This is a genomic window from Steroidobacter flavus (genome assembly GCF_042651805.1).
Lineage (GTDB): Bacteria > Pseudomonadota > Gammaproteobacteria > Steroidobacterales > Steroidobacteraceae > Steroidobacter > Steroidobacter flavus.
Window position 1 is genome coordinate 1,252,112 of sequence record NZ_JBHSDU010000015.1, and the last position, 25,736, is coordinate 1,277,847.

The window sequence follows — 25,736 nt, forward strand, 5'->3', positions numbered from 1 at the left end:
CCGCTATCTACCGGGACGAATGAAATCGACAAAGCCACCGTTGCGCGTCATCGATCAATCGATTCGGCTTTGATCAACAGCACGGCACCGTCATCGCGGCGCTCGATGCGAACCGGGTAGCCCTGCTCCAGCAATCGAGCGAAGCCGTCGACATTGGTGGCGCGGAAGTTTCCGCCGATGCGAAGAGTGGCAAGCGAAGGATCGTCAATCACGAGTTGTCTTGTGTTGTAACGGTTGAACTCGTTTACCGCTTCGACCAACGCTCGGTCTCGGAAGACCAGATAGCCGGAGCGCCAGCTCAAATATTCCTCTGCCTCGGGCAACGGTTTCTCTTGGACCAGGACGCCCGCTGTGCTCGCTGTCGCGACGTTGCCAGCGGCGAGCTGTGTCGGAGGAGCTGAGGCCGCGCGATCGTCCTCGACACGCACTCGCCCTTCCGTGACCACCACATAAACATCCTCGCCGTCACGTCGCACTGAGAATTTTGTGCCGACTGCAATGACCCGCTTGTTGCCGGCGCTGACGACGAACGGACGGGCCGCGTCCTTCGCGACTTCGAAGAACGCTTCGCCCCGCTCGATGTCCACGTGTCGCTCGGTGTCGGTGAGCACTACGCGAATGCGGCTGTCTGTATTGAGCGTGACATTCGAGCCGTCCGAAATCGGCACGCGCGCCACGCCACCGACGGGGGTGTGATACGACGGGCCTGTCGGCCAGAGATAGCCCGCGATGCCGAGCACGCCTAGCAACGCGCACGCCGCTATCGCCTGCCACCGCGGCGCTCGGCTTCGCCGCGCCTTCGCAGACGATCGACCCAAACCGTTCGCGTCGCCTGACACGCTCGATGAATCCAGGCCGTTCGCGCCGTTTGATTCGCGCGATGGCACCAGACCATTCGCGCCATTTGACGTGCGCGATGGCACCTGACCATTCGCGTTGTTTGACGCGCGCGATGGCACCTGACCATTCGCGCCATTTGACTCGCGCGATGGCCCTGAACCGTTCGCGTTGTTTGGCGCGGCCGACGACGGCCGGACCGGCGGCGCATCGATTGAGGCGGCTGCCGTCGATGGCGCGGCATCGAAGAACGGCGTCAGTTGCCACTCTCCCGGCGCCGGCACAATTCCGCTCTGTAATCCGGCCCCCAGAGCCTTCAGACGGCCCGCCTCTTGCCAGGCCGCATTGACTCGAATAAACGCCACCCGATTACGCGTCGACGCCTGCAACCACGCGTTGAAGGACGATTCATCGGCGGCGGTCCAGCCTTCACCGATGCGCCTCGCGAGCCACGCGGCGGCGGCCTTTTCACTGTCGTTATTGCTGTCCATGCTCGTACCCACGCTGCTTTGACTCGTCCTCCGGTGGCTTGGTCGGGGCGCTCCGGCCCTGCATGCCTCCAAACAGAAAGTTCGCAAGCAATTCCATGCCGCGTGCCAGATGCTTTTCGATGGTCCCGTGATTGACGCCCATGCGATCAGCCGTATCTCGCGTGGAGAGTTCTTCGACCCGGCGCAACCAAACGACCTCTCGGCATTTCGGCGGCAAGGAATCGAATGCGTGCGCCATCCGCTGCAACTCCTGGCGGGCGCCAGTGCGTCGTTCGGGAGAGGTTTCATCGACGAGCAGGTTCAAAGCGTCGATATCGCCGGTAGCTTCGATCGACACGATGCGTCCTCGCCGTACCCGATCGGTCATGAGATTGCGGGCCGTCGTAAACAGGAAGGCCTTGGGTGCCGCCGGCCGCGCTCGCAGGGCGGATTCGTAGACGCGCACATAGATGTCCTGGCGCAAGTCGTGGACCTCGTCCGGCTTGGGCCAGGAGCGCGCCAGGTAGCGCACCAATGACTCCTCATGCACGAGAATCTCGCGCGCGAACCAAGTGTCCAGGGAGTCATCCATACCCCGGTGACATTACAACCAATGCGCACCCGGGGCAGGAATTTATTTTCGCGAAGAGACTGGGGGGACTGACCGCCCCACTCGTCTCACCAGATCTTCACGCGCTGCTCCGGTGGCAGATAGAGCTTGTCCGTGGCCTTGATGTCGAATGCCTGGTACCACTCGTCCATGTTACGCACCGCGCCGTTCACTCGGAATTGCGACGGGCTGTGTGGATCTGACAATACCAGCACACGCAGCGCTTCGTCGCGATACTTGGCGCGCCAGATCTGTGCCCACGACAGGAAGAAGCGTTGCTCGCCGGTGAGCCCATCGATGACCCGCGCCGGCTTGCCATTCAACGACAGCCGGTACGCATGCAAGGACATGTTGAGCCCGCCCAGATCGCCGATGTTCTCGCCAATGGTGATTGCACCGTTGACGTTCAATCCGGGCAGCGCTTCGAACGACGAGTACTGCGCAATCAGCTTCTGGGTCTGTTCGTTAAATGCGCTGGCGTCCGCTTCGGTCCACCAATCTTCGAGACTGCCATCGGCGGCAAACTTGCGCCCCTGATCGTCGAAGCCGTGGCCAATCTCATGACCGATCACCGCGCCGATGCCGCCGTAGTTCACAGCATCGTCCGCGTTAGGATCGAAGAACGGTGGCTGCAGAATCGCCGCCGGGAAGACGATCTCGTTGTTCAGCGGATTGTAATAAGCATTGACCCGTTGCGGCGTCATGTACCACTCGTTGCGATCGACAGGCTGATCGAGCCGCGCGATGTCGCGTCGCCAATCCCACAACTGCGCACGCTTGACGTTGCCAATCAAGTCGCCGCGCCGAACTTCGAGACCGGAGTAGTCCTTCCATTCGTCCGGATAGCCGATCTTGGTCACGAAGGTGCCCAGCTTCTCGAGCGCACGTTTGCGGGTGTCATCGCCCAGCCAGGTCGACTGCTCCAACCGCTGTTTCAGCGCTGCGCGCAAGTTCGCGACCAGCGCCTGCATCTTCGCCTTCGACTCCGGCGGAAAGTGCTTCTCCACATACATACGGCCGACCAGTTCGCCAACGCCCTTGTTCGCCTCGGCGATGGCCCGCTTCCAACGATCGCGCTGAACCGGCTGGCCTCTCACCACCTTGCCGTTGAACGCGAACTGCGCGTCGTCGAATCGCTTGGGCAGATACGTCGCGTAAGTGTTCAGCGTGTGAAACGTGAGATAAGCCTTCAACGTGTCCAATGAAATGCGCTGAACGATCTGGGCGGCATCGCGAATGGCGGTGGTGGGTCCCAACACGAAGTGCTCGCGCGTCGGGATTTCCTTCGCTTGCAGGAACGCTTGCCAATCGAAGCCCGGCGCATACGCCAGCAGCTCCGCCTTGGTGTAGGGGTTGTAGGTGGCATCCGCGTCGCGCAGCCGCTCGATGGGCCAGTAGACCTGAGCGAGCGACGTTTCGAACGCGACGATTTCTTTGGCCTTGGCGGCCGACTCATTCACGCCGCCGAGCGTCAGCATCTGCTCGATGTAAGCGAGATATTGCCCGCGCACTTCCTTCAGCCTGGCATCGTCCTTCAAGTAATAGTCGCGATTGGGCAAGCCCAGCCCCGACTGACCGAGCTCCAGCGAATATTTGTCGGGGTGCTTCGCATCCGGTGTGGCGAAGATCTTGAACACCGACGGCATGCCCGGCGTGCCGAACAAAGTCGCGATGTGTTTCTTATCGCGTGCGGCCTGGATGCGCGACAAATCCGCCGCGATGGGCTCGAGCCCGGCCTTCTCGATGGCGGCTTCATCCATGAAGCTTGCGTAGTAATCGCCCACGCGTTGAGACGCCGAGCCCTGCTCACCAGGCGCGGCAGCGGCAGCCTCAATCAACGAGCGCAACTGAACTTCGATGTCATCGGCGATCTTCACAAACGGCCCGTAGGACGTCTTGTCCTCCGGGATCTGGAAGCTCGACAGCCATTTGCCGCCTGCATGCGCGAAGAAATCGTCGCCGGCCTTCACGGCGGGATCCGCGGCGGACAGGTCCAACCCGAAGGCACCGATTGCAGGTTTGAGCGCGGACTTATTCGGACTCTCGCTGACGCCACAGGCGGTAACGAGAACGGCGGCGGGCAGCAGTGCCAGCCAGTGCTTGCTGATTCGAACCATCGAAGCTGTCGGTCCTTTCTGAGGAGGAATGCTGATTTCGAGCGACGGCGGCGTCCCTGCCGCCGATGGCTACGGGCCGGGCCGTCGCAGCGGCCCAGCCTTTGTCAGTCGCGGAGGGGGAAACCAACGCGACGACGACTGGTAAAGACGATCCAGATCCCGAAACCCCTACCCGTCCGCGAATGAACTTGCTGCTATAGAGCGATTCGCGAACAAAAGTGGTTACCCGGACGGCTCAAAAATTTTTCTTGACGCTCAACCAGTACTCACGCATTCACCCGTCTCTGCCGGCAGCGGTGCATTCAACTTCGACTACGGCTACACAAACGATCTGGGCGGACGCGCACTTGAATTCGACGTACGCCATCGCCTTGCGGTGACCGCTACTCGGCTCGAGTGCTCGCGCGCTCCACCAGCGTCGGTGCAATGAACGACTGGGCGCTCGGTGCCCAGTCCCGCTCGAGCATGGCGACCGCATTGCTCACCATTTCGTCCATGCGCTGGTCGAACGTCGTTAGTTGATATGCGGACCAGCCCGCGGCTTCGATGTTGTCGTAGCCGGCGATCATGACATCGTCTGGAATCTTCAGGCCGAACTCGACGCGAAGCGCATCCATGGCACCGAGCGCGACCAGATCATTGACGCAGAACACAGCGTCCGGCGGCGAAGTCGTAGCAAACATTTTTTTAGCCGCCGCGTATCCGCCTTCGTAAAAATAATCGGCCTGCTCCCAGGCGCAGTCGGTGACACCGGCCGCCGCGAGTCCCCGGCGAAATCCCGCTTCACGTTGTTGTTGTGACGGGCTGTCGCGAGGTCCAGCGATGTATCCAAACCGCTTGCCGCCGCGCTTCCACAACAGCTGCGCGATGCAATCGCCCGCCATCTCGTTGTCGGATGAAACCGTCGCGCTCCATTCGCTGATGTGGTCGGAGTTCAGGGTGATCACCGGAATGCGCATCGGATCGATCAGCGCAGTGACATCGGGAGACGTGATCTCCAACGGACTCACCACTGCATCGACTCGATAGCTCGCGAGCTCCCCGACAACCTCATCTAACGAACGATCGAAATTCGTTTGCACCAGCATCACTTGCTTGCCCAATGCCTGCAGCTTGCAACCAAACGCTTGCAGCGCCTTGGAGTGATACGGATTGGCGAGACTGCCCACGACGACCGCGACGATATTCGAGCGGTTCTTGAGCATGATGCGAGGAATTAGGTTCGGTCGATAGTTCAGCGCCTCGGCCGCGGCCATCACCTTGGCCTTGGTCTCCGCCGAAATGCTCGCCCCAGGCGTGAATGTGCGCGACACGGCGGACTGTGAAACGCCCGCGAGGCGCGCAACGTCAACCGATGATGGCGGCTTGGCATGCGCCATGGACTCCGATCCCCCTTCCATTCTTATTAATGAGGCGGGCGCAGGGTACGCCCGATTGCATAGCTATGCAAACCGTGTTGCAATGCTATGCAAAGCGCCTCCCCGATCCTGGAATTCCGTTGCAAGCAACTGATTTATCAAACGTCCCCGAGATTTCCCGGGGTCAGCCCCGCGTTCCTTCTGTCGGACTGCTGTTCCTGGCCCTGGCCATGGGCGGCTTCGCCATCGGCACGACCGAATTCGCCTCCATGAGCCTGCTGCCCTACTTCTCGGTCGGGCTCGGTATCGACGCCCCCACAGCAGGCCACGTAATCAGCGCGTACGCCCTGGGTGTCGTGGTCGGAGCGCCGGTGATTGCCGTGCTCGCCGCAAGAGTGGCCCGACGCACATTGTTGATCGCGCTCATGAGCGTGTTCGCCGTCGCCAATGTGATGAGTGCGCTCGCGCCTTCCTATGAATGGATGCTTTTGTTTCGTTTCTTGAGCGGTCTGCCGCACGGCGCGTACTTCGGCATCGCCTCGCTCGTCGCCGCCTCCGCTGTTCCTCCCAATCAACGCGCGCAAGCAGTCGCACGCACGATGCTTGGACTCACTGTGGCAACCATCATCGGCGTGCCGGCAGCCAATTGGATCGGTCTGCTGCTGGGCTGGCGCTGGGGCTTTGGCGTGGTGGGAATTCTCGCGTTGCTCACTGTGATGCTGGTTAGAAGATATGTTCCTCACGACGAGCCGCCGAAGGGTGCGAGCCCGTTGCGAGAGCTCGGCGCATTGAAGCGTCGACAGGTGTGGTTGACGTTGGGCATCGGCGCCATCGGCTTCGGCGGATTGTTCGCCGTGTACACCTATGTCGCATCGACGCTCATCGAAGTGACTCATGTTTCGAATCAGTTCGTGCCCTTGGTCCTGTGTATGTTCGGGCTGGGCATGACGGCCGGTACTTTGGTTGCGGGCTGGCTCGCCGATCGTGCCGTAATGCCGACGGTTGGCGGCATTCTTCTGTGGAGCGCGGCGTCGCTCGCATTGTTTCCGTTTGCGGCGATCAACCTCTTCGCCATCTCTATCGTCGTGTTCATGATCGGCTGCGGCGGCGGACTCGGCACCGTCTTGCAGACACGATTGATGGAAGTCTCTGGCGATGCGCAGACGCTCGCCGCAGCCTTGAATCACAGCGCTTTCAACGCCGCCAACGCATTGGGACCTTTCCTCGGTGGCCTGGCCATCGCGGCCGGTTGGGGCTGGACTTCCACCGGTTGGGTGGGATGCGGTCTTGCGCTCGCGGGACTGGTTGTGTGGGGCACGTCGCTGCTGGTCGGTGACGACGACGAGCTCTCCGCCGAGGCCTGCGTTGCTACTTGCGCTGGCGAGTAGCAACCGCCTGACGAATGGCTTCCGCCGCACTCGACAACTGTTGATCGTTACGCGTCATCAACCCGACCGCCTTACGAATCGCCGGCCGGGTCAACTGCACGCTTCGCGTCCCCAACGCCGTCATTTGCCGCTCGCATAAGTTGGGCACGACGCTGACGCCGAGGCCGGCGGCAACGAACTGCCCGACCGTCACGAGCTGATGACACTCGACGCCGACTCGCAGCTCCATATCGCTGGCAGCCAGCGATGTTTCCAACAGCTGCCGGACGGTGGACGGCCGTTGTAGCGCGATGAAATTGTTGGTCAACAACTGCGCCCACGACACGGAGCGCAACTCGGCCAGCGGCGAGCGGCTCGGCACGATGGCGACGAAGCGATCGATGAACAGTGGGTGGAAGCTCAACTGACTCGCCGTCTCCGGCTCGAAGCCGAATCCCAGCTCGACCCGCCCGTTGGCCACCATGCGCACGACGTCTTCGTGAATCACGTCGTGCACCGTCACTTCGATATTCGGAAAGCGACCGCGAAACTCATCGAGGATCTGTGGCAGCACATTACCCGCGAAGGACGGCATGGCCGCGATCGTCACGTGCCCCCGCCGCAACGTGAAGTGCTGGCGAGAGCGCTCGCGCACGTTCTCCCAATCCGCCAGCAGCTGAATGGCTTGAGGCAATAGCGCCGCGCCTTCCGGCGTCAATTTGACCTGTCGGGTGGTTCGCGACAGCAATCGGCCGCCCAGGGAATCCTCCAGGCTACGGATCGCCAGGCTCAGCGCCGGCTGCGACATGTGCAGCCGTTCGCAGGCCCGGGCGAAGCTCAAAGTTTGCGCGACGGCCACAAAGGCCTCGAGTTGGCGGGGGGTCATTGACTCATTTACCCGGCAAAAGAATCAGCAGGAATTTCCAACTTAACAACTGAATCGGCGCATGCCAAGCTGTCCCCATCCGACCCACGGAGACAGGCAAGTGGCAGGCTTCGATAAACGAGTCGATAGTTACGAGGCGGCGCTGGCCGGCCTCACCGACAACATGACAGTCATCGCCGGCGGCTTCGGCCTGTGCGGCATCCCCGAGAACCTCATTGCCCAGATCCGGCGCATGGGGGTCAAGGGACTCACGGTGGTCTCCAACAACTGCGGCGTCGACGACTTCGGCCTGGGCATCCTGCTCAAGGATCGCCAGATCAAGAAGATGATTGCGTCGTACGTCGGCGAGAACGCCGAGTTCGAGCGCCAGCTGCTGTCCGGCGAGCTGGAAGTTGAGCTCACTCCGCAAGGCACGCTCGCTGAGAAAATCCGCGCGGGTGGCGCCGGCATCCCGGCCTTCTTCACCGCGACCGGCTACGGCACGCCCGTCGGCGAGAACAAGGAAGTGCGCGAGTTCAACGGTCGTAAATACATTCTCGAACCGTCGATCACCGCCGACTTCGCGATCGTGAAAGGCTGGAAGGCCGACTGGTACGGCAACGTCGTGTACCGTCACACCGCGCAGAATTTCAATCCCGCCGCCGCGACCGCCGGTCGCATCACCGTCGTGGAAGTCGAAGAGATCGTCGAGCCCGGTCAGCTCGAGCCCAGTCAGATCCACACGCCGGGCATCTATGTCGACCGGCTGATTCAGGGCAACTTCGAAAAACGTATCGAGAAGCGCACCACGCGCGCGGCTTGAGGTCATCATGGCACTGACTAGAGAACAGATGGCGGAACGCGTCGCTCGCGAATTGCGCGACGGCTTCTATGTGAACCTCGGCATCGGCATTCCGACGCTGGTCGCGAACTACGTGCCGAAAGGCATGGAAGTGATGTTGCAGTCGGAGAACGGTCTGCTCGGCATGGGCCCCTTCCCCACCGACAGCGAAGTCGACGCTGACATGATCAACGCCGGCAAACAGACCGTGACCGCGCGCGTCGGCGCGTCGATTTTCTCCAGCGTCGAATCGTTCGCGATGATTCGCGGCGGCCACGTCGACCTCACCGTACTCGGTGCGTTCGAGGTGGACGTGCAAGGAAACATCGCGTCGTGGATGGTGCCGGGCAAGCTGGTCAAAGGCATGGGCGGCGCCATGGATCTGGTCGCCGGCGCCGAGAACATCATCGTCACGATGATGCACGCGTCGAAAGACGGCGAATCGAAACTGCTCGACCGTTGCAGCCTGCCGCTGACCGGCAGCGGTTGTATCAAGCGCGTGCTCACCGATCTCGCCTACATTGAAATCGCCGATGGCGCGTTCCATCTCAAAGAGCGTGCGCCGGGCGTGAGCGTCGAAGAGATCAAGGCGAAAACCGCCGGTCGCCTGATCGTTCCGGCCTCGGTGCCGGAAATGAAATTTTGAGTCGAAGCGAGTCTGTCATGCGTGAAGTCGTCATCGTCGCCGCCACCCGCACCGCCATTGGCGCCTTCCAAGGTTCGCTCGCGAAAGTCCCCGCTGCCGAGCTCGGCTCGATCGTGATTCGTTCGCTGCTCGCCAAGACGGGGCTCGCGGCCGACGCGGTCGACGAAGTGGTGATGGGTCACGTGCTCACGGCCGGCGCAGGTCAGAACACCGCGCGCCAGGCGGCGATCAACAGCGGCGTGCCGGTCACGACACCGGCGATGACGATCAACAAAGTGTGCGGCTCGGGCTTGAAAGCAACGCACTTGGCCGCGCAATCCATTCTGCTCGGCGACGCCGATGTCGTCGTAGCCGGCGGCATGGAGAGCATGAGTCTCGCACCGTATGTATTGCCCGGAGCGCGCACCGGCTTGCGCATGGGACACAGCCAGATCATCGACACCATGATCGTCGACGGTCTGTGGGATGCTTTCAATCAATATCACATGGGCATCACGGCCGAGAACCTGGCGAAGCGCCATGGCATCTCTCGCGAACAGCAAGATGAATATGCAGTGCTGTCGCAGACGCGCGCGAGCGACGCGATTGCCGCCGGTCGATTCGTCGATGAGATCACGCCCGTGACGGTGCAGTTGGGCAAAGGCAAGACCGCCGAGTTCGCTGTCGATGAACAACCGCGTGCCGGGACCGACCTCGCCTCGCTCGCCAAACTGCGTCCTGCTTTCGACAAAGAAGGCACGGTGACGGCAGGCAACGCATCCACGTTGAACGATGGCGCCGCCGCTGTCGTCATGATGTCCGCCGAACGCGCAGCGAAGCTCGGCCTGCCCGTGCTCGCGAAAGTTGTTTCCTATGCCAGCGCCGGCGTCGATCCCGCGTACATGGGCGAAGGCCCGATCTCTGCCACTCAACGCTGCTTGAAGAAGGCCGGATGGACACTCGGCTCCGTGGATTTGATCGAAGCAAATGAAGCTTTCGCCGCGCAGTCGCTGACCGTCGCGAAGAAGCTCGATCTCGACATCGCGAAAGTCAACGTCAATGGCGGCGCCATCGCGCTCGGCCATCCCATTGGCGCGTCGGGATGTCGGGTGCTGGTGACTTTGATTCACGAGATGGCTCGTCGCGATGTGAAGCGCGGCCTCGCCACCCTGTGCATCGGCGGCGGGCAAGGCGTTGCCCTCGCCATCGAACGCTAAGTTAAGCCCTCGCACGCCCGCACTAAGACGCTGCGCATTGGCGGGGCCAGGCTCGCCCTGGTCATAACGCGCCAATTCATCCTCGCCCACCGGGACTAAGCCACTGATTTCTGAGGGAGCGTCCTCCCTCAGCGCGCCGCTGCGTCCACTGTTCGCCGCGATCTGGAGCGGATTGGGGTTGCATCCCGTCATTGGCGCATGATATTTGTTACATCAAATTTCATCTGGCGTAGCAAATGGGGTGGGCAGTGAAATTCAGAAAAACAGCATTGGCCTGCACGGTGGCAGCCGTGGAGCTACTGGCGAGCGAGGCGGGTCATGCACAGTCGCAAGACTCCCCTGCCGCCGGGAACATCGATGAGATTGTCGTCACCGCGCAGAAGTCCGGCAGCGAAACGCTGCAGGACGTGCCGATCTCGATCAGTGTGTTGAGCGGCGACAAGCTCGATACTGCCGGCGTGTCGAGCGTGAACGATGCGATCGGGCGCCTGCCCGGTGTCGCGGTGTATGAAACGTTCCAAGGCAACGGCTCGAAGTTCTCGATCCGCGGCGTTTCCGCCAGCCCGTCCATTTTTTCCGGCAGCGGCACCGCGGCGTATTACATGGACGAGGTGCCCTTCGCGCTCGTCAAAACACCGCTGACGCCGGATGCCAATGCCTATGATCTGGATCGCGTCGAAGTGCTCAAAGGTCCACAAGGCACGTTGTATGGTGCCAGCGCGCTCGCCGGCGTCGTGCGCGTACTGACGAAAGATGCAAACGTCGACGCCTTCGAAGCCAAGGCTCAAGGCGGCGTCTCTTCCACCGAGCACGGTGGCGACAATTACAAGGGCGATGTCGCGGTCAACGTGCCGCTCATCACAGGAAAGCTCGCGATCCGGGCCGTAGCCAGTTACGAAGATCTGAGCGGCTGGGTCGATCGTCCGGCCGTACCCGAAAAGGACTATAACGGCTCGCGAACCGAATCCTATCGGGTGAAAGTGGCGGCCCGGCCGACCGAGCGGTTCACGGCCAATCTGTCCGCCTGGATCTCGCGCTCGAATCTCGACGGCTTGAATTCGTCGACCGCGAACATGACCTTGCCGACCGTGCGCGATGAAAGCACGCTCACCGAGTATCAGATCTACGGCCTCAATCTGGCCTACAGCTTCGATAGCTTCAGCATCGAGGCGCCGACCAGTTACATCGACTACAAGAACGATGGCGACTTCGAAGTTAGCGCCGTCGAAAGCCAGCGCACAGTGCTCGATGCGCAGACCTTCACTCAGGAATTGCGCGCGTACTCGACCACCGATGGCGTGTGGAGCTGGTCGGTGGGCGCATCGTATCGAAATGCCGAAGATTCCAGGCTCGTCGTCATTCCCGTCACCTACTCCCACGACGCCATCGACGCCAACAAGTCCGAGTCCGTGGCGGTGTATGGCGAGGTCGGCCGCAAGTTCGCCGACGAGCGCTTCGAACTGCGCGGTGGCTTGCGATATTTCCACGATGACGTGTCGCTCGAGGAAACAGATCGTCTCACCGGCATTACCGGCGAGCCCATCGACTCGTCGAGCACCTTCGAGAAAACGACACCGCGCGTCGTGCTGTCGTGGTTTCCAAGCTCGCGACACACGCTCTACGCTTCTTACTCACAAGGCTTTCGCAGCGGCTTCGAACAAAGCGGCGATGCCGTCGCGGCCGCGCCCGGGCTCAGCGCGGTCAAGCCCGATCTGCTGACGAACTATGAGATCGGCGCCAAGGGCTCGGCGGGCGTGGTGAGTTATGAAGTCGCGACCTACTATCAATCCTGGCAGGACCCGCAAGTCCGTCAGTTCGTAAACATCGGGACCGGCGCGGTGCCTGTCTACATCGCGACACCCAGCAATGGCACGGATGCGAACGGGCTTGGCATCGACGCAACGTTGAACTTCAGAATCACCCGCGGACTCACCCTTGGCGGATCGGCGAGCTGGAACGACCTTTCTTTCTCCAAGGACGTCTACGCCCGCACGCTCAAGATCTATAACAAGGGCGACCGGCTGGATGAGAGCCCCGAGCTCACCGGCTCGTTGTATGCCGACTACGGGTTCGACTTCGGGTCCACTGGCTACGCCGGCCACTTCTCAACGGATGTGAATTACGTCAGCAAGCTGACGACCAAGAACGAAGGCACCGGCGCAGTATTCGAAGGCGACGACGTCACCACGGCGTCGATGAGCTTCACCGTGACCGCCCCGTACAACTGGTCCGCCCGATTCTTCGTCGACAACCTGACCGATGAAGACGGCGTGGTCCGGCCCACCACGTCGATTCGGCAGTATCTGGTTTCGCGCATGCGGCCGCGCACCGTCGGAGTCCTGTTTTCCTACAAGTATTAGCTCCGATCCACTAGAGCCAGGCAAAGCGCGGCGCGTGCAGGCGTCGCGCCTCTTTTCGTGCCGGCGAAAGTGCGCCATGATGCGTGAGATGCGATATTTGATGCAACGACAGCTCGTTGCGATCAGAATCTCAAGGACTGAATGGAAGGCCTGGCATGAGCGCACTTGCTCCTATCGATCGCGACAAATCCCTCGGCGCACACGTCTATGACCGGCTGAAACGCGCCTTGATGAGCGGCGCATTTCAGCCCGGACAGAAGCTGACGGTGCGTTCCGTTGCCGAAGATCTCCAGGTGAGCGTCACACCGGCGCGCGAAGGCCTGAACCGATTGATCGATCAGGGCGCGCTCGAAATGCCGAGCGCCAAGACCATCCTCGTGCCCGTCCTCACCGTCGCGGCACTGAAAGAAGTGGCGACCATTCGACGCTCGCTCGAAGGCACCGCTGCCGAGCTGGCGACGGCTAATTTCGGCCCGAACGACATCGCTAACTTGCTGAGCCTGCAAGCCGAGCTCGAGAGCGCGATGAACAGCGGCGACTACCGGCGCGTCCTGGATCGCAACGAAGCTTTTCACTTCGGCGTCTATGAAAAGTGCGGCATGCCCCGTCTGGTCGGGCTGATCGAAGCGCAGTGGCTGCGCGTGGGGCCGTCGCTCAACATGTTATATCCCGAGTTCGCGGTCAGCCGGCGCGGCGTCTCCAATCACATGCGGGTGCTGGAAGGTCTGCAGAAGCGCGACGCTCAGGTCGTCCGGGCCGCTTTCGAGCACGACATCGACGATGGCTACGCGACTTTGAGTGGCGCGCTCGGCAAAACCTGAAAATTTTTGTTGCATCAAATAACATCCATCATATTATGATCTCCGTCGCGATGAGCGGGCGGGGATCAGCATGCATCGAGTCGAACTTCGATCGGCACAACTGTTTGAGCGCGGACAGCGCGTCTTTCCTGGCGGGGTGACGCGGACAACCGTCGTCCGTCATCCGCGGCCCATTTATGTAGAGCGAGGCGAAGGCCCTTGGCTCATCGATGTCGATGGCAATCGCCTGCTCGACTTGAATGCCAACTTCACGACGCTCATTCACGGTCACGCGTTCAAGCCGATCTCAGCAGCGGTCGCCGCTCAACTCGAACGCGGCACCTGCTTCGCGAATCCCACCGAACATGAGCTCGCGCTCGCGGAATTGATTTGCGGCCGGATTCCGGCGGCCGAACGTATTCGTTTCGTTAATACCGGTACCGAGGCGGTGATGTTCGCACTCAAGGCCGCACGTGCATTCACGGGCCGCTCGCAGATCGCGAAGCTCGAAGGCACTTATCACGGCGGTTACGACTGGGCCGAGATCAGCGAGCACACCGATCCAAGCACCTCGCGAGCGCAGCCACCGATTGCTCTGGGCAATTACCGGGGCGCGCCACAGAGCGTCGCGGCGGAAACCATTGTTCTCGCATTGAACGATGTCGCGCGAACCGCCACCGCGCTCGCCGGCACGGAAGGAAAACTCGCAGCCATCCTGATCGATGTGATGCCGAGCCGATGCGGCCTCATTCCCATCGAACCGGAATATCTGGAGCTGCTGTCGGACTATTGCCGTCGTAGCGGCACGCTGCTGATCAGCGATGAAGTGCTGAATCTGCGGCAAGACTTCGAGGGCGCATCGGCGCGTTTCGGGATCAAGCCCGATCTCATGACCATGGGCAAGATCATCGGCGGCGGCTTGCCGATCGGTGCCATCGCCGGACGCCGCGACGTCATGGAAATATTCGCTCAGCGAGACAGCCATGGCTGGCTGTTGCCGCAAGGAGGAACGTTCTCGGCGAACCCGTTGTCGATGGTCGCGGGACTGGCGTCGATGCAGGCACTCGATCGAGCCGCTTTCGCCAAGCTCGAAGCACTGGGCGACGCAGTCCGAGAAGCATTGAATGCCGTGATCGCCAAACGCAACGTCGACATGTCGGTCTATGGACGAGCGTCGCTGTTTCGAATTCAACCGTCACGTCGCATCCCGCGGACCTATCGCGAAGCCTTCGCGGCGGAAGGACCGAGCTCGCCCATGCCGCGCCTCTGCGAAGCGCTCCTTCGCCACGGCGTGAATCTTCCACGGCACGGTACTGGTGTTCTTTCTACGCCGATGACGGACGCCGAAGTCCGTCATTTGAGCGACGCATTCACCGCCGCGCTCGCGGACATCGGACTCTGACGGAATTTGCAATCATGACCGAAGCCACTCTGCTCGACACCGCCACTCCAACGGCCGCCCAGCGCATCGCGCGACGCCTGAAACATCATGGCGTGGAAGTTATTTTTGGCCAGAGCCTGCCCTCCGCGCTCGTTCTTGCTTGCGAAGACCTGGGCATACGCCAGTTCGTGTATCGCACAGAAAATGCCGGTGGCGCGATGGCCGACGGCTTTGCACGGGTCTCCGGCAAGATCGGCGTCGTGACCGCGCAGAACGGGCCCGCCGCCACGCTGCTCGTGCCGCCGCTCGCCGAGGCGATGAAGGCCAGCGTGCCGATCCTCGCTCTGGTCCAGGACGTCAATCGCGATCAGGTCGATCGGAATGCGTTTCAAGAGTTCGATCACATCACGCTGTTTGCATCCTGCACGAAATATGCGCGACGAGTTGCAGATCCAGCACGTGTCGAGGAATACATCGACGCTGCAATCATCGCCGCAACCTCGGGTAGAGCCGGACCAGCAGTGCTCATGTTGCCAGCGGACATGCTCATCGCGAACGCGCCGAAAGCGCCCTTCTCACGATCCGCCACGTTGGGTCGTTGGCCATTGGAACGTCCGGCGCCGGATCCGGAAGCCATTGCAACGGCCGCCGCGATGATTGCGCATGCACGTCAACCCATCGTCATCGCGGGCGGTGGCGTTCACGCCGCCCGCGCCTGCGCCGCGCTGGAAGATCTGCAAGATTACGGGGTGCCGGTCGCGTACACGATGATGGGCAAAGGCAGCGTCAGCGATCGACACCCGTTGACCCTCGGCCTCGTTGGCAATGCGATGGGACGCCATTCGCTCGGTCGTCACCTGCGCCCTATTCTTCAGGAAGCGGACGTTGTTCTCCTGGTCGGCACGCGCACCAATCAGAACGGCACCGACAGCTGGACATTGTTGCCACCGAACGCTCAGATCATCCAGATCGACATCGACCCGATGGAAATCGGCCGCACGTACGAAGCAAAGGTGCGCATCTCGGCCGACGCCCGCGCATCGCTGGAAGCGCTGACCACACGATTGCGCGATCTCTGGCCCGACCATCGACGCAGCACCCAGCAAACATTGGCGCAACGTATCGCCGCAGCTCGTCAGGATCGCGCGACGGAGATCGCTCCGCTGATCGCCAATCGAGGTCGTCTTCGACCTGAGCAAGTCATGGCGTATTGTCAGGAACTGCTCGACGAAGATGCCGTGGTGGCCGCCGATGCGAGTTATTCGTCGATCTGGATCACCGCGTTTCTCGAGGCGCGTCGAGCCGGTCAGCGTTTCATCGCACCGCGCGGCCTTGCGGGCCTGGGTTGGGGATTGCCACTGGCCATGGGCGCCAAGCTCGCCTCACCCGCCTCGCGAGTATTGTGTGTCGTCGGCGATGGCGGCTTCGGTCATTGCTGGTCGGAGCTCGAGACGCTTAAACGCATGGGCTGCGCGGTCACGCTCCTGGTCCTGAACAATTCGCTGCTGGGCTTCCAGATGCATGCGGAACTCGTCAAGTTCGGCCGCTTCACCTCAGCGATTCATTTCGGCGCCGTCGATCACGCCGCCATCGCGCGGGCGTGTGGATTGCCGGCGCATCGGGTCGACACGATGCAGTCGCTGCGCGATGCGCTGACCGCTTCGTTCGCGGACGATCAAACGACGCATGTGATCGACATCATCTGCGATCCAGAAGCGGTGCCGCCCCTCACGATGTTCGACGGTAAATTCGCACAGTCATGAACGCCGTGCCTCAGGTTCAACCGTGGTGGGAACGGGTCGCGGCACGCGTCCCCGATCCCGTCACGATATTTGTATGCCTGAGTGTGGTCACGGTCGCGATGAGCGTATGGGCGGCATCGCGAGGATGGGGCGTCCACCACCCGACGACAGGTGAGTGGGTTCCGGCTCGAAATCTGCTGGCGCCCGATGTCATTCGACACTTGTTGAGCGACATGCCGAAGATCTTCACCGGCTACAGTCCTCTGGGCGTCGCGCTGCTGACGTTCACGGCGGCGGGCTTTGCGGAGAAGTCCGGGTTCTTCGGTGCGCTGGTCGAGGGACTTGCGCGAAGAATTCCGGCCGCCCTGCTCACTCCGGCCATTTCATTGCTGGCCATCCTCACGCACGTCGGCGGTGACGTGGGCTTGCTGGTGCTGATGCCGCTCGCCGGCATCATATATATGTCGTCCGGGCGTCATCCGGTGGCTGGCATCGCCGCGGTCTATGCCAGCCTTTCGGGCGGCTACAGCGCTAATTTCATCATCACGCCGACAGATGCGGTGTTGCTCGGCATTGCAAACGAAGCCGCACGCGCGGTGGATCCGGCGTCATCGCTCAACATTGGCGCGAATCTGTTCATCAATATGACCTTCGCCGTGGTGGTGATTGCAATCGTCACTTTCATCACCGATCGGATCATCGAGCCCAGACTGCGCCAATTGCATCCGCACGCGCCGTCGACCGAGCCTCGCGCTCGTCCTGATAGAAAGGCAGTAATTGCGGCAACCGTGACCATGGTTGCGGTGGCGCTCGGATTCGTCGCTATGGTCCTCCCCGGCGGGCCGCTACGCGGCGAAAGCGGAGATCTCGAGCCGTTCTACCACGCGCTGGTCGCGATGATCTTCGTGATGTTCGTGCTGTCCGGCATCGTGTTCGGTGTCATGACCGGCAAGTTCAAGAGCGACAAAGATGTGGTCCGAACGCTGCAGGACTCGGCCCGGGAATTGGGCTTCATGATCGTGCTGTTGTTCTTCGTATCTTATTTTCTCGAGCTGCTAAGCAGCTCGAACCTCACGACCATTCTGTCCGTCAAAGGCGCCGATGCCCTCCGCGCCTTCGCGCTGCCCCCGCCGCTGCTCGGTGTCTCATTGATCCTGGTCGCCTCCGGACTGGATCTACTCGCGCCGGCCGCCACGGCGAAATGGGCGATGATCGCGCCGGCGGTAGTACCGATGTATATGTTGCTTGGGTTGGAACCCGCGGCTGCAACGGCTGCGTATCGGATCGGCGACTCGGCCGTCAACATCATCAATCCCTGCAGCGTCTATATGGCGTTCACGCTGGTCGTGATCCGGCGCTTTCTGCCCGAGTTCTCGTTGAGCTCGCTGCTGACGCAAATGTTTCCTTATGCCCTGAGCATTCTGTGCGCCGGCATGATGCTGATCACGACCTTCATTCTATTCGACATTCCCATGGGATTTGGATCATGAGTCAGGTCGCGATCGTGAGCGGCGGGTCAACCGGCATAGGGCTTGCCACAGTCCGTGCGATGCGTGGTGCCGGCATGAAGGTCGGTTTCTTCAGCTCTTCGCCATCCAAGGTCGACGCCGCCGTGGCCGCGCTTGCCAGCGAACCCGGGCCCGACATCCACGCTGCCGTCGTCGATGTCACCGACGACGCCGCAGTTTCAGCATTTCACGCTGAGGTGGAAGCAAAGCTCGGCGCTGTCGGTGCATTGGTGTGTAACGCCGGTATCTCACCGAAACGAGACGGCAAGCGCATCCCGCTTCATGAAACGACACGCGCACAATGGGAAAGCACGCTGTCGGTGAATCTCGCCGGCGCCTTCAACTGCGCTCGCGCCTGCTTGCCGTCGATGATGTCGCAGCGTTACGGAAGAATCGTTCTGGTCGGCTCCATCGCCGCTCGCGCGACACCGAAGCTCGCCGGCGCTCCATATGTCGCGTCCAAGTCGGCGTTGTCGGGACTGATGCGCTCTGTCATCAGCGAGTACAGCGCCTATGGCATCACCTGCAACATCGTCGCGCCCGGCAACGTCGTCACCGACATGGTCGCAGCGCTGAGCGCCGAACAACTCGCTCAACTTACTGCGCGTGTACCTGTCGGACGCCTCGGCAAGCCCGAGGACATCGCGCTTGTCATCGAAATGCTCTGCCGCCCGACCGCGGGCTTTGTGAACGGCGCGGTCATCGATGTGAACGGCGGCGAGTTCGTCGCCGTCTGACCTGCCCTGTCGAGGAATACTCAGTGAATGTTTCCAAGCGCCGGCTGCTGATTGGCCGCATGTATCACGAATCGAACTTCCTGCCGAGTTTCCGGACCGACGGCTCCTGGTTCAACGAGCATCGGGATGAGGCGGTGCTGCAGGAGGCTAGCGGCTCCAGCAGCACCCTGGGCGGTATATATAAGAAAGCCAAGGCGCTGGGCTACGAAATGATCGGTGCCGTCGACATCGCCGCGCCACCGAGCGCATTGGTGGACGACGACTACTACGCCGGGATTCGCGCCGCCTTCGTCGAATGCGCCCGGCGTCGGAACTTCGATGCGATCGCGCTCGACCTGCACGGCGCTATGGGTACCGGCTCGATTCCCGACGCGGACGGCGATCTGCTCGCCGCGCTTCGCGATGCCGTCGGGCCCGATATTCCCATCGGCGTCGGCCTGGATCTGCACGCGCATATGACGCCAAAGATGCTGTCGTCCGCGGAAATCGTCATCGCCTGCAAGGAGAATCCGCATTCCGATACCGTCGAGTGCGGCGAACGAGTCGTCGAGCTGCTAGATCAGTTGCTCTCGGGCAAGTTGCATCCCGTCAGCACGCTGGCCAGAGTCCCGATGATTCTGATGGGCAACGCGGAGACGAATGCCGGCCCCTTGCAGGAACTGCACACACTCGCCCGCTCGCTGGCCGCGAGGCATCCGCAGATCCGCGATATTTCTTTGTATAACGTGATGCGTCTCATGGACGATGTCGACATGGGACAAAGCGTCGTGGTGTTGAGCGACGGACCGTTACCGGCCGCAACGGAGATCGCGGCAAGGATCGCCGGCGAGTTCTGGCGACGGCGAGAGGAATTTCGTGACGACCTGCTGACGATCGATCGAGCGCTCGATCTCGCCGCCGACCCGAAGAAGGCACTGCCCGTTGCGTTGGGCGACATGGGCGATCGAGTCACCGCCGGCGCGCCTGGCGATGGCGTCTACATTCTGCAGGCAGCGCTGAAGCGACCGGGACTGCGCGGCGCCATTCCAATCACCGACGCGGCGGCGGTTGCGAAAGCGAAGGCTGCCGGCATCGGCGCGCACATCACGCTCGACGTTGGTGGCACGATGACATCGATGTTCCAACCGCTGGCGATTCGCGCCAGGGTCCGCAATGTTTCCACTGGCGTTTTCACCATGGCTGGTCCTTTTCATGGCGGCGAACGCTCGGACATGGGCGACACGGCCGTGCTCGATCTGGAGAATGGACTGGTGTTGCTCGTGACCAGCCGACCGGCCTATTCGCTCGATCCGCAGGCCTTCGAAAGCCAGGGCATTTCCATCGCGGCGCAGGACTTTGTGGTGGTGAAGAGCGGCCATCATTTCAAGTTGAATTTCGCCGGCCTGGTCGAGCCGCTGCTGGTCGCCACGCCGGGCATCGGATATCCCTTCCCTGGCTATCACCCTGGCACGCGCGGCCGTTTCTATCCAGAGCACGAGGTCGGCGAGCCCGCGATCAAAGCGCTTTCATTCGCGCGCCCATGAGCGAGCATCCAAGCGCCGGCTCAATCCTGCGGATGAATGGCGCTGAGACCCGGCTATCGGCCGGTAGGACAACGCCATGGCTCGGCCGGGCTCATGTCCGGCGCCACGAATGGTTCGCCACTCTCGGCCCATTTGAGCTCGCTGATATGCATCGCGCGGCAGCGATCCTTCTTCCCGTCCGGCAGCACATTCCACGCGTGATACGCCATGACGGTGCGGCCCTGGAAACTCAGGATCGACTGATGACCAGGGCCAAACCAACCGACGGGCTGCGCAGGTGTCGCTAGCAACGGCTGCGTGCTCGCGTCCTTGCACGGCCCGAGCGGCCCATCGCAGCGTGCATAGCCGACTGCGTACTCGGGCTTGTCGTACGCGTTAGCCGAATAAAATAAATAATACGCGCCCTCGTGCTTCAGCATCGTGGGAGCTTCGATCACGTGACCTTCCCACGGCTGGTCGTTACTCAAGCCCAGCCGGGAAGTTTCGCCAACCATCGCGAGACCGGTCGCGTCGAGCTCGCGTGCAAATATCCAGGTCGGCAGCTTGCAGCAGTTACCATCGTTCTTGAAATAAAGATAAACCCGACCGCCGTCGCGAAACGGACTCACATCGATCACACCTTCGGCAAACTCATCGCAGATCAGCGGCGTGTCATTGGGAACAAACTCCCGATCGGGTTGTTTGCTGACGGCTGTGCCGATACATAAGCGGCCGATGCCGTCCGGCCGCAGCAGCGTTGCGGAGCGAGCGCTGAAGTACAGCACATAATATGAATCGAAGCGCATGACTTCGGGAGCCCATACATCGGGCTTGTTTTGATTCACCCACGCGGGCAGGCGCGCCAGCCCATCGGTCGGCGGCGACCAGTGCTGAAGATCGTGGGATGAGGAGACCTGCACGCGCCGGCCGGCCGAATTCGTGGCGTACGCATAAATGCGCCCCTCCGCCTCCAGCAGAAACGGATCGGGAAAATTCGCACGTAGCACAGGGTTGCGTATCGGCAACAGTGGCGACGTTGACAGCGCGTGACACGCGGTCAACAGCCACAGACCGAGTCCAAGCGCGCCCCATAGAAAGCCGCGCCGGCCTAACTGCGTCTTATTAGTAAGATAAATCAGTCTAAAGCCGTTCTCTTTTATCATACTAATCATTATATTCGCGTCCGCAGCCACGGTAGCTGCGATCAGGAAGATTCAGGGGGCACAGTGAAGCGGCGTATTGCTTTTTACACGGCATCGGCATTCAGCCTGCTCGGCGCGGTGGCGCAGGCGCAGACCACCGGTCAGACGACCGAGGTCGAAGAAATCATCGTAACCGGCATCCGCGGCAGCCTCGAAGCCGCCGCCGAGATCAAGCGCGAATCGGTGCAGGTCGTCGATTCGATCGTGGCCGAGGACATCGGTAAATTCCCCGACCCGACCACCGCCGCCGCGCTTCAGCGCGTGCCAGGCGTGCAGGTGTCGATCGGTAACAACAACGAAATCGTGAACGTGCTGATTCGCGGCTTGAGCGACATCCAGACGACGCTCGACGGGCGCGAGCTGTTCTCGACCAACAGCCGCAATTTCCAGTTCCAGGACCTGCCGGCCGACGCGCTCGCCCGTGTCGACGTGATCAAGTCCACCACCGCGGATCTGATCGAAGGCGGCATCGCCGGCGTCACCGATCTGCGGCTCCACAAGCCCTTCGACTTCGATGAGCCCACCGCCGTCATCGGCGCCCGCGCCAACTACTCGACCAATGTCGAAGAAGTGAATCCGCAATTGAGCGTGCTGCTCACGGATCGCTGGAACACCGGCATCGGCGAGCTCGGCGCATTGCTCAACGTGTCGTGGAGCGAGACTGACTACAGCCGCCCGGTCACCTACGCGCCGATTCGTCGTTCGACTGCATTCCGCTTCGATCAACCGGGCTTCATGGTTCAGAACGTCGCCGGCGGCGTGAATCACTATGGAACCTATGAGCGCCCGCAAGCCAACGCGGCGTTCCAGCTGCAAGCGACCGATGAGCTGCAGTTCTACGCGGACGCGATCTTCACCGGCTATCGCTCCGAGAATCAGTCGGCTTTCGTCGAAACGCAGTTCTTCAATCCCAACACGGGCGTGACTCTGGGAGCCCCGAGCGGCGACTGCTTCCTTGCGCGCGTCTCGCCGAGCGGCCTCAATCCGAACGCGGTCGAGCTCGCCGCCCACAACTTCACGCTACAAAACCTGTGCAATGTCACGACTGCGACGTTCACCAACGCCACCGCATTCGCCAGCGCGCAATCGCGCGATCAGGAAACCAACAATTATCTGGGCGCGATCGGCACCCGCTATCAGGGCGAGCGTCTGGACCTGAAGGGCGAAGTCTCATTCCAGGACTCGACCTATGAGGAAGAGGTCTTCATCGTCGACATCGGCAAGCGCATTCCCGTCACCAATGTGAACTCGAATTTCAACGAGGGCGGTCTGTACGATGCGCCCGGCAATCCGCTGGGCTCGGCGGACGGCATGTACCTCCGCAACGGCTTGAACCAGAATTTCAACAAAGCCAACGGCGACCTGATGGCGATATCGCTCGACGGCACCTACCGCATCGATTCCTTCATCACAAAGGTGCAGGCCGGTGTGCGCTACGCGGACCGCGGCGCCGAGTACGATCAAGCACAGGTGAATCGTGCGGCACCCGGCGGCGATCTCATGACGCTGGTCAGCTCCACGGGTCTGGGCGATGAATTCTATGCATCCATGCCCGGCATTCCCCGCATCAACGGCGGTCAATCGATGTTGATCCCGGACCCGGACTATCTGCGCAGCGCCGCGGGACGCGACCGTCTCCGGCAGATCTATGGCTTTGGCGTCGGCGACCCGGCCTATGCACCGGAGCGTCACTTCGAGGCAACCGAGAAAACTTACGCGGCCTACCTGCAAGCGGGCTACGAATTCAACGTTGGCGGTACCGTCATCGACGGCGTGGTCGGCGTACGCCCCACCCGCACCGAACGCACGATCAGCGGCGCAGGCATCATCAGCAGCGTGCTCACGCCGGTGTCGGCGGACACGACGGACAGCGAAGTGCTGCCGAACTTCAACGCGCGCTGGGTGATCGGCGAGGACTGGCAGGCCCGCTTCAATTACGCGAAGACCATGCGGCGCCCGGGTTTCGATAACCTCAACCCCGGCATCAGCTACATCGTCGCGACCAATCCGAATGTCATCAATTCGGGCAACGCCGGCAATCCGGACCTGAAACCGCAGATCTCGGACAGCTTCGACGTTACGCTCGAGTACTACTTCAAATCGGGCTTCCTGGCGGGCGGCGTGTACTACCGCGACATCAAGGACCGCGTCATCAACGGCACGACCGCGGAAGTGATCGACGGCATCACCTACAACATCTCCCGTCCCCGTAACGTCTCGGCGGCGGAACTGGCGGGCGTCGAGGTCAGCGGCCAGATGTTCTTCGACTTCCTGCCTGGCGCGTGGGCCGGCTTCGGCGTTTTCGGTAACTACACGTGGGCCGACACCGAAGTGACCGGCGACAGCTCGGCCAGCAACTCGCTCAAGGGCTTCCCGTTGCAAGGGGTGTCCGAGCACAACTTCAACGCCGGGCTGTTGTACGAGCGTTCCGGCCTGTCGGCACGCATGGTGTACACGTATCGCTCGAAGTACTACGACGAAGACATCACCGGCGGCAACGCACTGCGCCCCATCGATGCCGCTCGTGCGGATGATCCGATGTACAACCCGACGTGGCTCGGCTACGTGCGCGCCGCAGGTCGCCTCGATATGAGCATCGGCTACGACATCACCGACAGCGTGCGCGTGGACGTGGGCGGCACGAACGTGCTGGGCTCGAAATATCGCAGCTACATGGGCGAGTCGTTCTTCAACCGCGACTACCGGTATGATGATTCGATCTACACGGTCGGTATGAGGGTGCGCTTCTGAGGCGCCAGCGAGATTACCAATGACAACAAATGTTCGTTCACTCGCGCGGCGGGCCTTCGCCATCGCCGCGCTGTTTGCTTTTAGCTTCGCCCATGCGGCGGACCGCCCGAACGTGGTGATCTTCATCGCCGACGATCTGGGCTGGCACGACATGGGCACGTACGGGAACCCCGACGTTCGCACGCCCAACATCGACAAGCTCGCCACCGAGGGCACCAAATTCAATCGAGCCTTCGCGGCATCTCCTACGTGCGCACCCTCCCGCGCGGCACTGTTCACCGGCCTCTACCCGATGCGCAACGGCGCGCACGCCAATCACAGCATCATCGAGCCGAACGTTCGCACCTGGCCGCAGTACCTGTCCGAGCTCGGCTACCGGACCGTGATCGCCGGCAAAACTCACATCGGCCCGCGTGAGCAGTACCCGTTCGAGTATCTGGCGAACTCCAACGTCAGCCCGCCGGGCAAGCCCGAGGTGCTGTACACCGACCTCGGCGTGCCGGCCATCGAAAATCTGTTGAAGACCCACGACAAGAAAAAGCCGCTGGCGCTGGTGGTCGCAGCTCATTCGCCGCACGTGTACTGGCTGGAAAACCAGGGCTACGATCCCGCGAGCTTCACGGTGCCGCCGTATCTGGTCGACACACCGGTCACGCGTAACGCGATGGCGCGCTACTACACCGATGTTTCGCAGGCGGACAAAGAAGTCGGCCAGGTTCGCGCCGCGCTCGACCGCTATGGCTTTGGCAAGAACACGCTCTTCATGTTCACCTCCGATCAGGGCCCGCAATTCCCGTTCGGCAAGTGGTCGCTTTATGAAGCCGGCATGCGCGTGCCGTTTATCGCTGCATGGCCCGGCAAGGTCGCGCGGAATGCAACGAACGACGCCATCGTCTCTCTGGTCGACGTGTTGCCGACCGTGATCGAATTGGCCGGCGGCACGGCGCCGAAAGATATCGACGGTCGCAGCTTCGTCGACGTGCTGGAGGGTCGCTCCACACACCATCTCGATGCGGCCTTCGCGGCTCATACGGGCGATGGCCAGATGAACCGCGCACCGATGCGGGCGATCCGCACGGAACGTTATAAGTACATCGTCAACCTGGCGCCGGAGATCCCCTACGGCAATCACATCAGCAACGCGAACGGCAAGGACGGCCGCGACTACTGGGACAACTGGGTCGAGGTTGCCAAGACCGATCCGGCGGCCGCACGCATCGTCCAGCGCTTCCGCCAGCATCCTCCGGAGGAGTTGTACGATCTGGCGCACGATCCGTTCGAGCTCACCAATCTCGCCGGCGATGTGAACTACGCTCACGTTCAAGTGGAGCTGCGCGGCAAGCTCGACACCTGGCGCGTACAGCAGGGAGAACGTCTGGATTTCGTGCCGATGCCAGAAGACGCCCGGCACGGTGAGTTGAAATATCGAGAGTAACTTCGAAAGCG

The 25,736-nt window shown here is 61.7% G+C and carries 19 protein-coding genes; 13 read left to right on the forward strand and 6 right to left on the reverse strand.

Annotated features, from left to right (window positions below; genetic code table 11):
• Window positions 1-47: 47 nt before the first annotated feature.
• The 4 genes from ACFPN2_RS33065 to ACFPN2_RS33080 form a co-directional block, all read right to left on the reverse strand.
• Window positions 48-1,328: a FecR family protein gene (locus ACFPN2_RS33065; RefSeq protein WP_380604738.1), complete on the reverse strand. Its 1,281-nt coding sequence runs from the start codon at window positions 1,326-1,328 to the stop codon at window positions 48-50.
• A complete protein-coding gene (locus ACFPN2_RS33070; protein WP_380604740.1) occupies window positions 1,315-1,899 on the reverse strand; it encodes an RNA polymerase sigma factor in 585 nt (194 codons plus the stop codon). Before ACFPN2_RS33070 ends, ACFPN2_RS33065 begins: the two co-directional genes overlap by 14 nt.
• A gap of 86 nt (window positions 1,900-1,985) precedes the next feature.
• A complete protein-coding gene (locus ACFPN2_RS33075) occupies window positions 1,986-4,034 on the reverse strand; it encodes a M13 family metallopeptidase (protein ID WP_380604742.1) in 2,049 nt (682 codons plus the stop codon).
• 383 nt (window positions 4,035-4,417) lie between these two features.
• Complete coding sequence (locus ACFPN2_RS33080; protein WP_380604744.1) at window positions 4,418-5,413, reverse strand: LacI family DNA-binding transcriptional regulator; 996 nt, start codon at window positions 5,411-5,413, stop codon at window positions 4,418-4,420.
• Window positions 5,414-5,622: 209 nt separating this feature from the next.
• Here ACFPN2_RS33080 and ACFPN2_RS33085 point away from each other — a divergent pair, with 209 nt between their 5' ends.
• Window positions 5,623-6,780, forward strand: coding sequence for an MFS transporter (locus ACFPN2_RS33085; protein WP_380606721.1), 1,158 nt, complete (start codon window positions 5,623-5,625; stop codon window positions 6,778-6,780).
• Here the strand turns inward: ACFPN2_RS33085 and ACFPN2_RS33090 are convergent.
• Window positions 6,761-7,645 (reverse strand): LysR family transcriptional regulator, encoded by an 885-nt coding sequence (locus tag ACFPN2_RS33090; protein ID WP_380604746.1) that lies wholly within the window; start codon window positions 7,643-7,645, stop codon window positions 6,761-6,763. The two genes, ACFPN2_RS33085 and ACFPN2_RS33090, sit on opposite strands and share 20 nt — an antisense overlap.
• 100 nt (window positions 7,646-7,745) lie before the next feature.
• Between ACFPN2_RS33090 and ACFPN2_RS33095 the strand changes: the two genes are divergently transcribed.
• From ACFPN2_RS33095 to ACFPN2_RS33140, 10 genes are all read left to right on the forward strand, one after another.
• Entirely contained in the window at window positions 7,746-8,447 is a 702-nt protein-coding gene (locus ACFPN2_RS33095) for a CoA transferase subunit A (RefSeq protein WP_380604748.1), read from the forward strand.
• Window positions 8,448-8,454: 7 nt separating this feature from the next.
• Window positions 8,455-9,111, forward strand: a complete 657-nt coding sequence (locus ACFPN2_RS33100) for a CoA transferase subunit B (protein WP_380604750.1) — start codon at window positions 8,455-8,457, stop codon at window positions 9,109-9,111.
• A gap of 17 nt (window positions 9,112-9,128) precedes the next feature.
• A complete protein-coding gene (locus ACFPN2_RS33105) occupies window positions 9,129-10,307 on the forward strand; it encodes an acetyl-CoA C-acetyltransferase (RefSeq protein WP_380604752.1) in 1,179 nt (392 codons plus the stop codon).
• Between the two features lie 248 nt (window positions 10,308-10,555).
• A complete protein-coding gene (locus ACFPN2_RS33110; RefSeq protein WP_380604754.1) occupies window positions 10,556-12,667 on the forward strand; it encodes a TonB-dependent receptor in 2,112 nt (703 codons plus the stop codon).
• Between the two features lie 155 nt (window positions 12,668-12,822).
• On the forward strand, window positions 12,823-13,488 hold the full coding sequence (locus tag ACFPN2_RS33115; protein WP_380604756.1) for a GntR family transcriptional regulator: 666 nt from the start codon (window positions 12,823-12,825) through the stop codon (window positions 13,486-13,488).
• 70 nt (window positions 13,489-13,558) lie between these two features.
• Window positions 13,559-14,869 (forward strand): aspartate aminotransferase family protein, encoded by a 1,311-nt coding sequence (locus ACFPN2_RS33120; RefSeq protein WP_380604758.1) that lies wholly within the window; start codon window positions 13,559-13,561, stop codon window positions 14,867-14,869.
• A 14-nt stretch (window positions 14,870-14,883) separates the two neighbouring features.
• Complete coding sequence (locus ACFPN2_RS33125; protein WP_380604760.1) at window positions 14,884-16,611, forward strand: acetolactate synthase catalytic subunit; 1,728 nt, start codon at window positions 14,884-14,886, stop codon at window positions 16,609-16,611.
• A complete protein-coding gene (locus ACFPN2_RS33130) occupies window positions 16,608-18,080 on the forward strand; it encodes an AbgT family transporter (RefSeq protein ID WP_380604762.1) in 1,473 nt (490 codons plus the stop codon). The genes ACFPN2_RS33125 and ACFPN2_RS33130 overlap by 4 nt, the downstream gene beginning before the upstream one ends.
• Complete coding sequence (locus tag ACFPN2_RS33135; RefSeq protein ID WP_380604764.1) at window positions 18,077-18,835, forward strand: SDR family NAD(P)-dependent oxidoreductase; 759 nt, start codon at window positions 18,077-18,079, stop codon at window positions 18,833-18,835. The genes ACFPN2_RS33130 and ACFPN2_RS33135 overlap by 4 nt, the downstream gene beginning before the upstream one ends.
• 23 nt (window positions 18,836-18,858) lie before the next feature.
• A complete protein-coding gene (locus tag ACFPN2_RS33140) occupies window positions 18,859-20,358 on the forward strand; it encodes a M81 family metallopeptidase (RefSeq protein WP_380604765.1) in 1,500 nt (499 codons plus the stop codon).
• A gap of 53 nt (window positions 20,359-20,411) precedes the next feature.
• Here the strand turns inward: ACFPN2_RS33140 and ACFPN2_RS33145 are convergent, their stop codons facing one another.
• Window positions 20,412-21,344, reverse strand: coding sequence for a glycoside hydrolase family 43 protein (locus tag ACFPN2_RS33145; RefSeq protein WP_380604766.1), 933 nt, complete (start codon window positions 21,342-21,344; stop codon window positions 20,412-20,414).
• A gap of 219 nt (window positions 21,345-21,563) precedes the next feature.
• On the opposite strand from ACFPN2_RS33145, the gene ACFPN2_RS33150 reads away from it, so the two are divergent.
• Both ACFPN2_RS33150 and ACFPN2_RS33155 read left to right on the forward strand, forming a co-directional pair.
• Entirely contained in the window at window positions 21,564-24,290 is a 2,727-nt protein-coding gene (locus tag ACFPN2_RS33150) for a TonB-dependent receptor (RefSeq protein WP_380604767.1), read from the forward strand.
• Window positions 24,291-24,309: 19 nt separating this feature from the next.
• Window positions 24,310-25,725 carry a sulfatase family protein gene (locus ACFPN2_RS33155; RefSeq protein ID WP_380604769.1) on the forward strand — a complete coding sequence of 472 codons (1,416 nt, stop codon included), beginning with the start codon at window positions 24,310-24,312 and terminating at the stop codon, window positions 25,723-25,725.
• The last annotated feature ends 11 nt before the right edge of the window (window positions 25,726-25,736 follow it).

Coding starts and splice junctions, on each gene's coding strand:
- ACFPN2_RS33070 (WP_380604740.1), bottom strand. CDS start 1,899: ATGGATGACTCCCTGGACACTTGGTTCGCGCGCGAGATTCTCGTGCAT.
- ACFPN2_RS33085 (WP_380606721.1), top strand. CDS start 5,623: ATGGGCGGCTTCGCCATCGGCACGACCGAATTCGCCTCCATGAGCCTG.
- ACFPN2_RS33105 (WP_380604752.1), top strand. CDS start 9,129: ATGCGTGAAGTCGTCATCGTCGCCGCCACCCGCACCGCCATTGGCGCC.
- ACFPN2_RS33100 (WP_380604750.1), top strand. CDS start 8,455: ATGGCACTGACTAGAGAACAGATGGCGGAACGCGTCGCTCGCGAATTG.
- ACFPN2_RS33135 (WP_380604764.1), top strand. CDS start 18,077: ATGAGTCAGGTCGCGATCGTGAGCGGCGGGTCAACCGGCATAGGGCTT.
- ACFPN2_RS33125 (WP_380604760.1), top strand. CDS start 14,884: ATGACCGAAGCCACTCTGCTCGACACCGCCACTCCAACGGCCGCCCAG.
- ACFPN2_RS33130 (WP_380604762.1), top strand. CDS start 16,608: ATGAACGCCGTGCCTCAGGTTCAACCGTGGTGGGAACGGGTCGCGGCA.
- ACFPN2_RS33065 (WP_380604738.1), bottom strand. CDS start 1,328: ATGGACAGCAATAACGACAGTGAAAAGGCCGCCGCCGCGTGGCTCGCG.
- ACFPN2_RS33080 (WP_380604744.1), bottom strand. CDS start 5,413: ATGGCGCATGCCAAGCCGCCATCATCGGTTGACGTTGCGCGCCTCGCG.
- ACFPN2_RS33075 (WP_380604742.1), bottom strand. CDS start 4,034: ATGGTTCGAATCAGCAAGCACTGGCTGGCACTGCTGCCCGCCGCCGTT.
- ACFPN2_RS33120 (WP_380604758.1), top strand. CDS start 13,559: ATGCATCGAGTCGAACTTCGATCGGCACAACTGTTTGAGCGCGGACAG.
- ACFPN2_RS33155 (WP_380604769.1), top strand. CDS start 24,310: ATGACAACAAATGTTCGTTCACTCGCGCGGCGGGCCTTCGCCATCGCC.
- ACFPN2_RS33115 (WP_380604756.1), top strand. CDS start 12,823: ATGAGCGCACTTGCTCCTATCGATCGCGACAAATCCCTCGGCGCACAC.
- ACFPN2_RS33090 (WP_380604746.1), bottom strand. CDS start 7,645: ATGACCCCCCGCCAACTCGAGGCCTTTGTGGCCGTCGCGCAAACTTTG.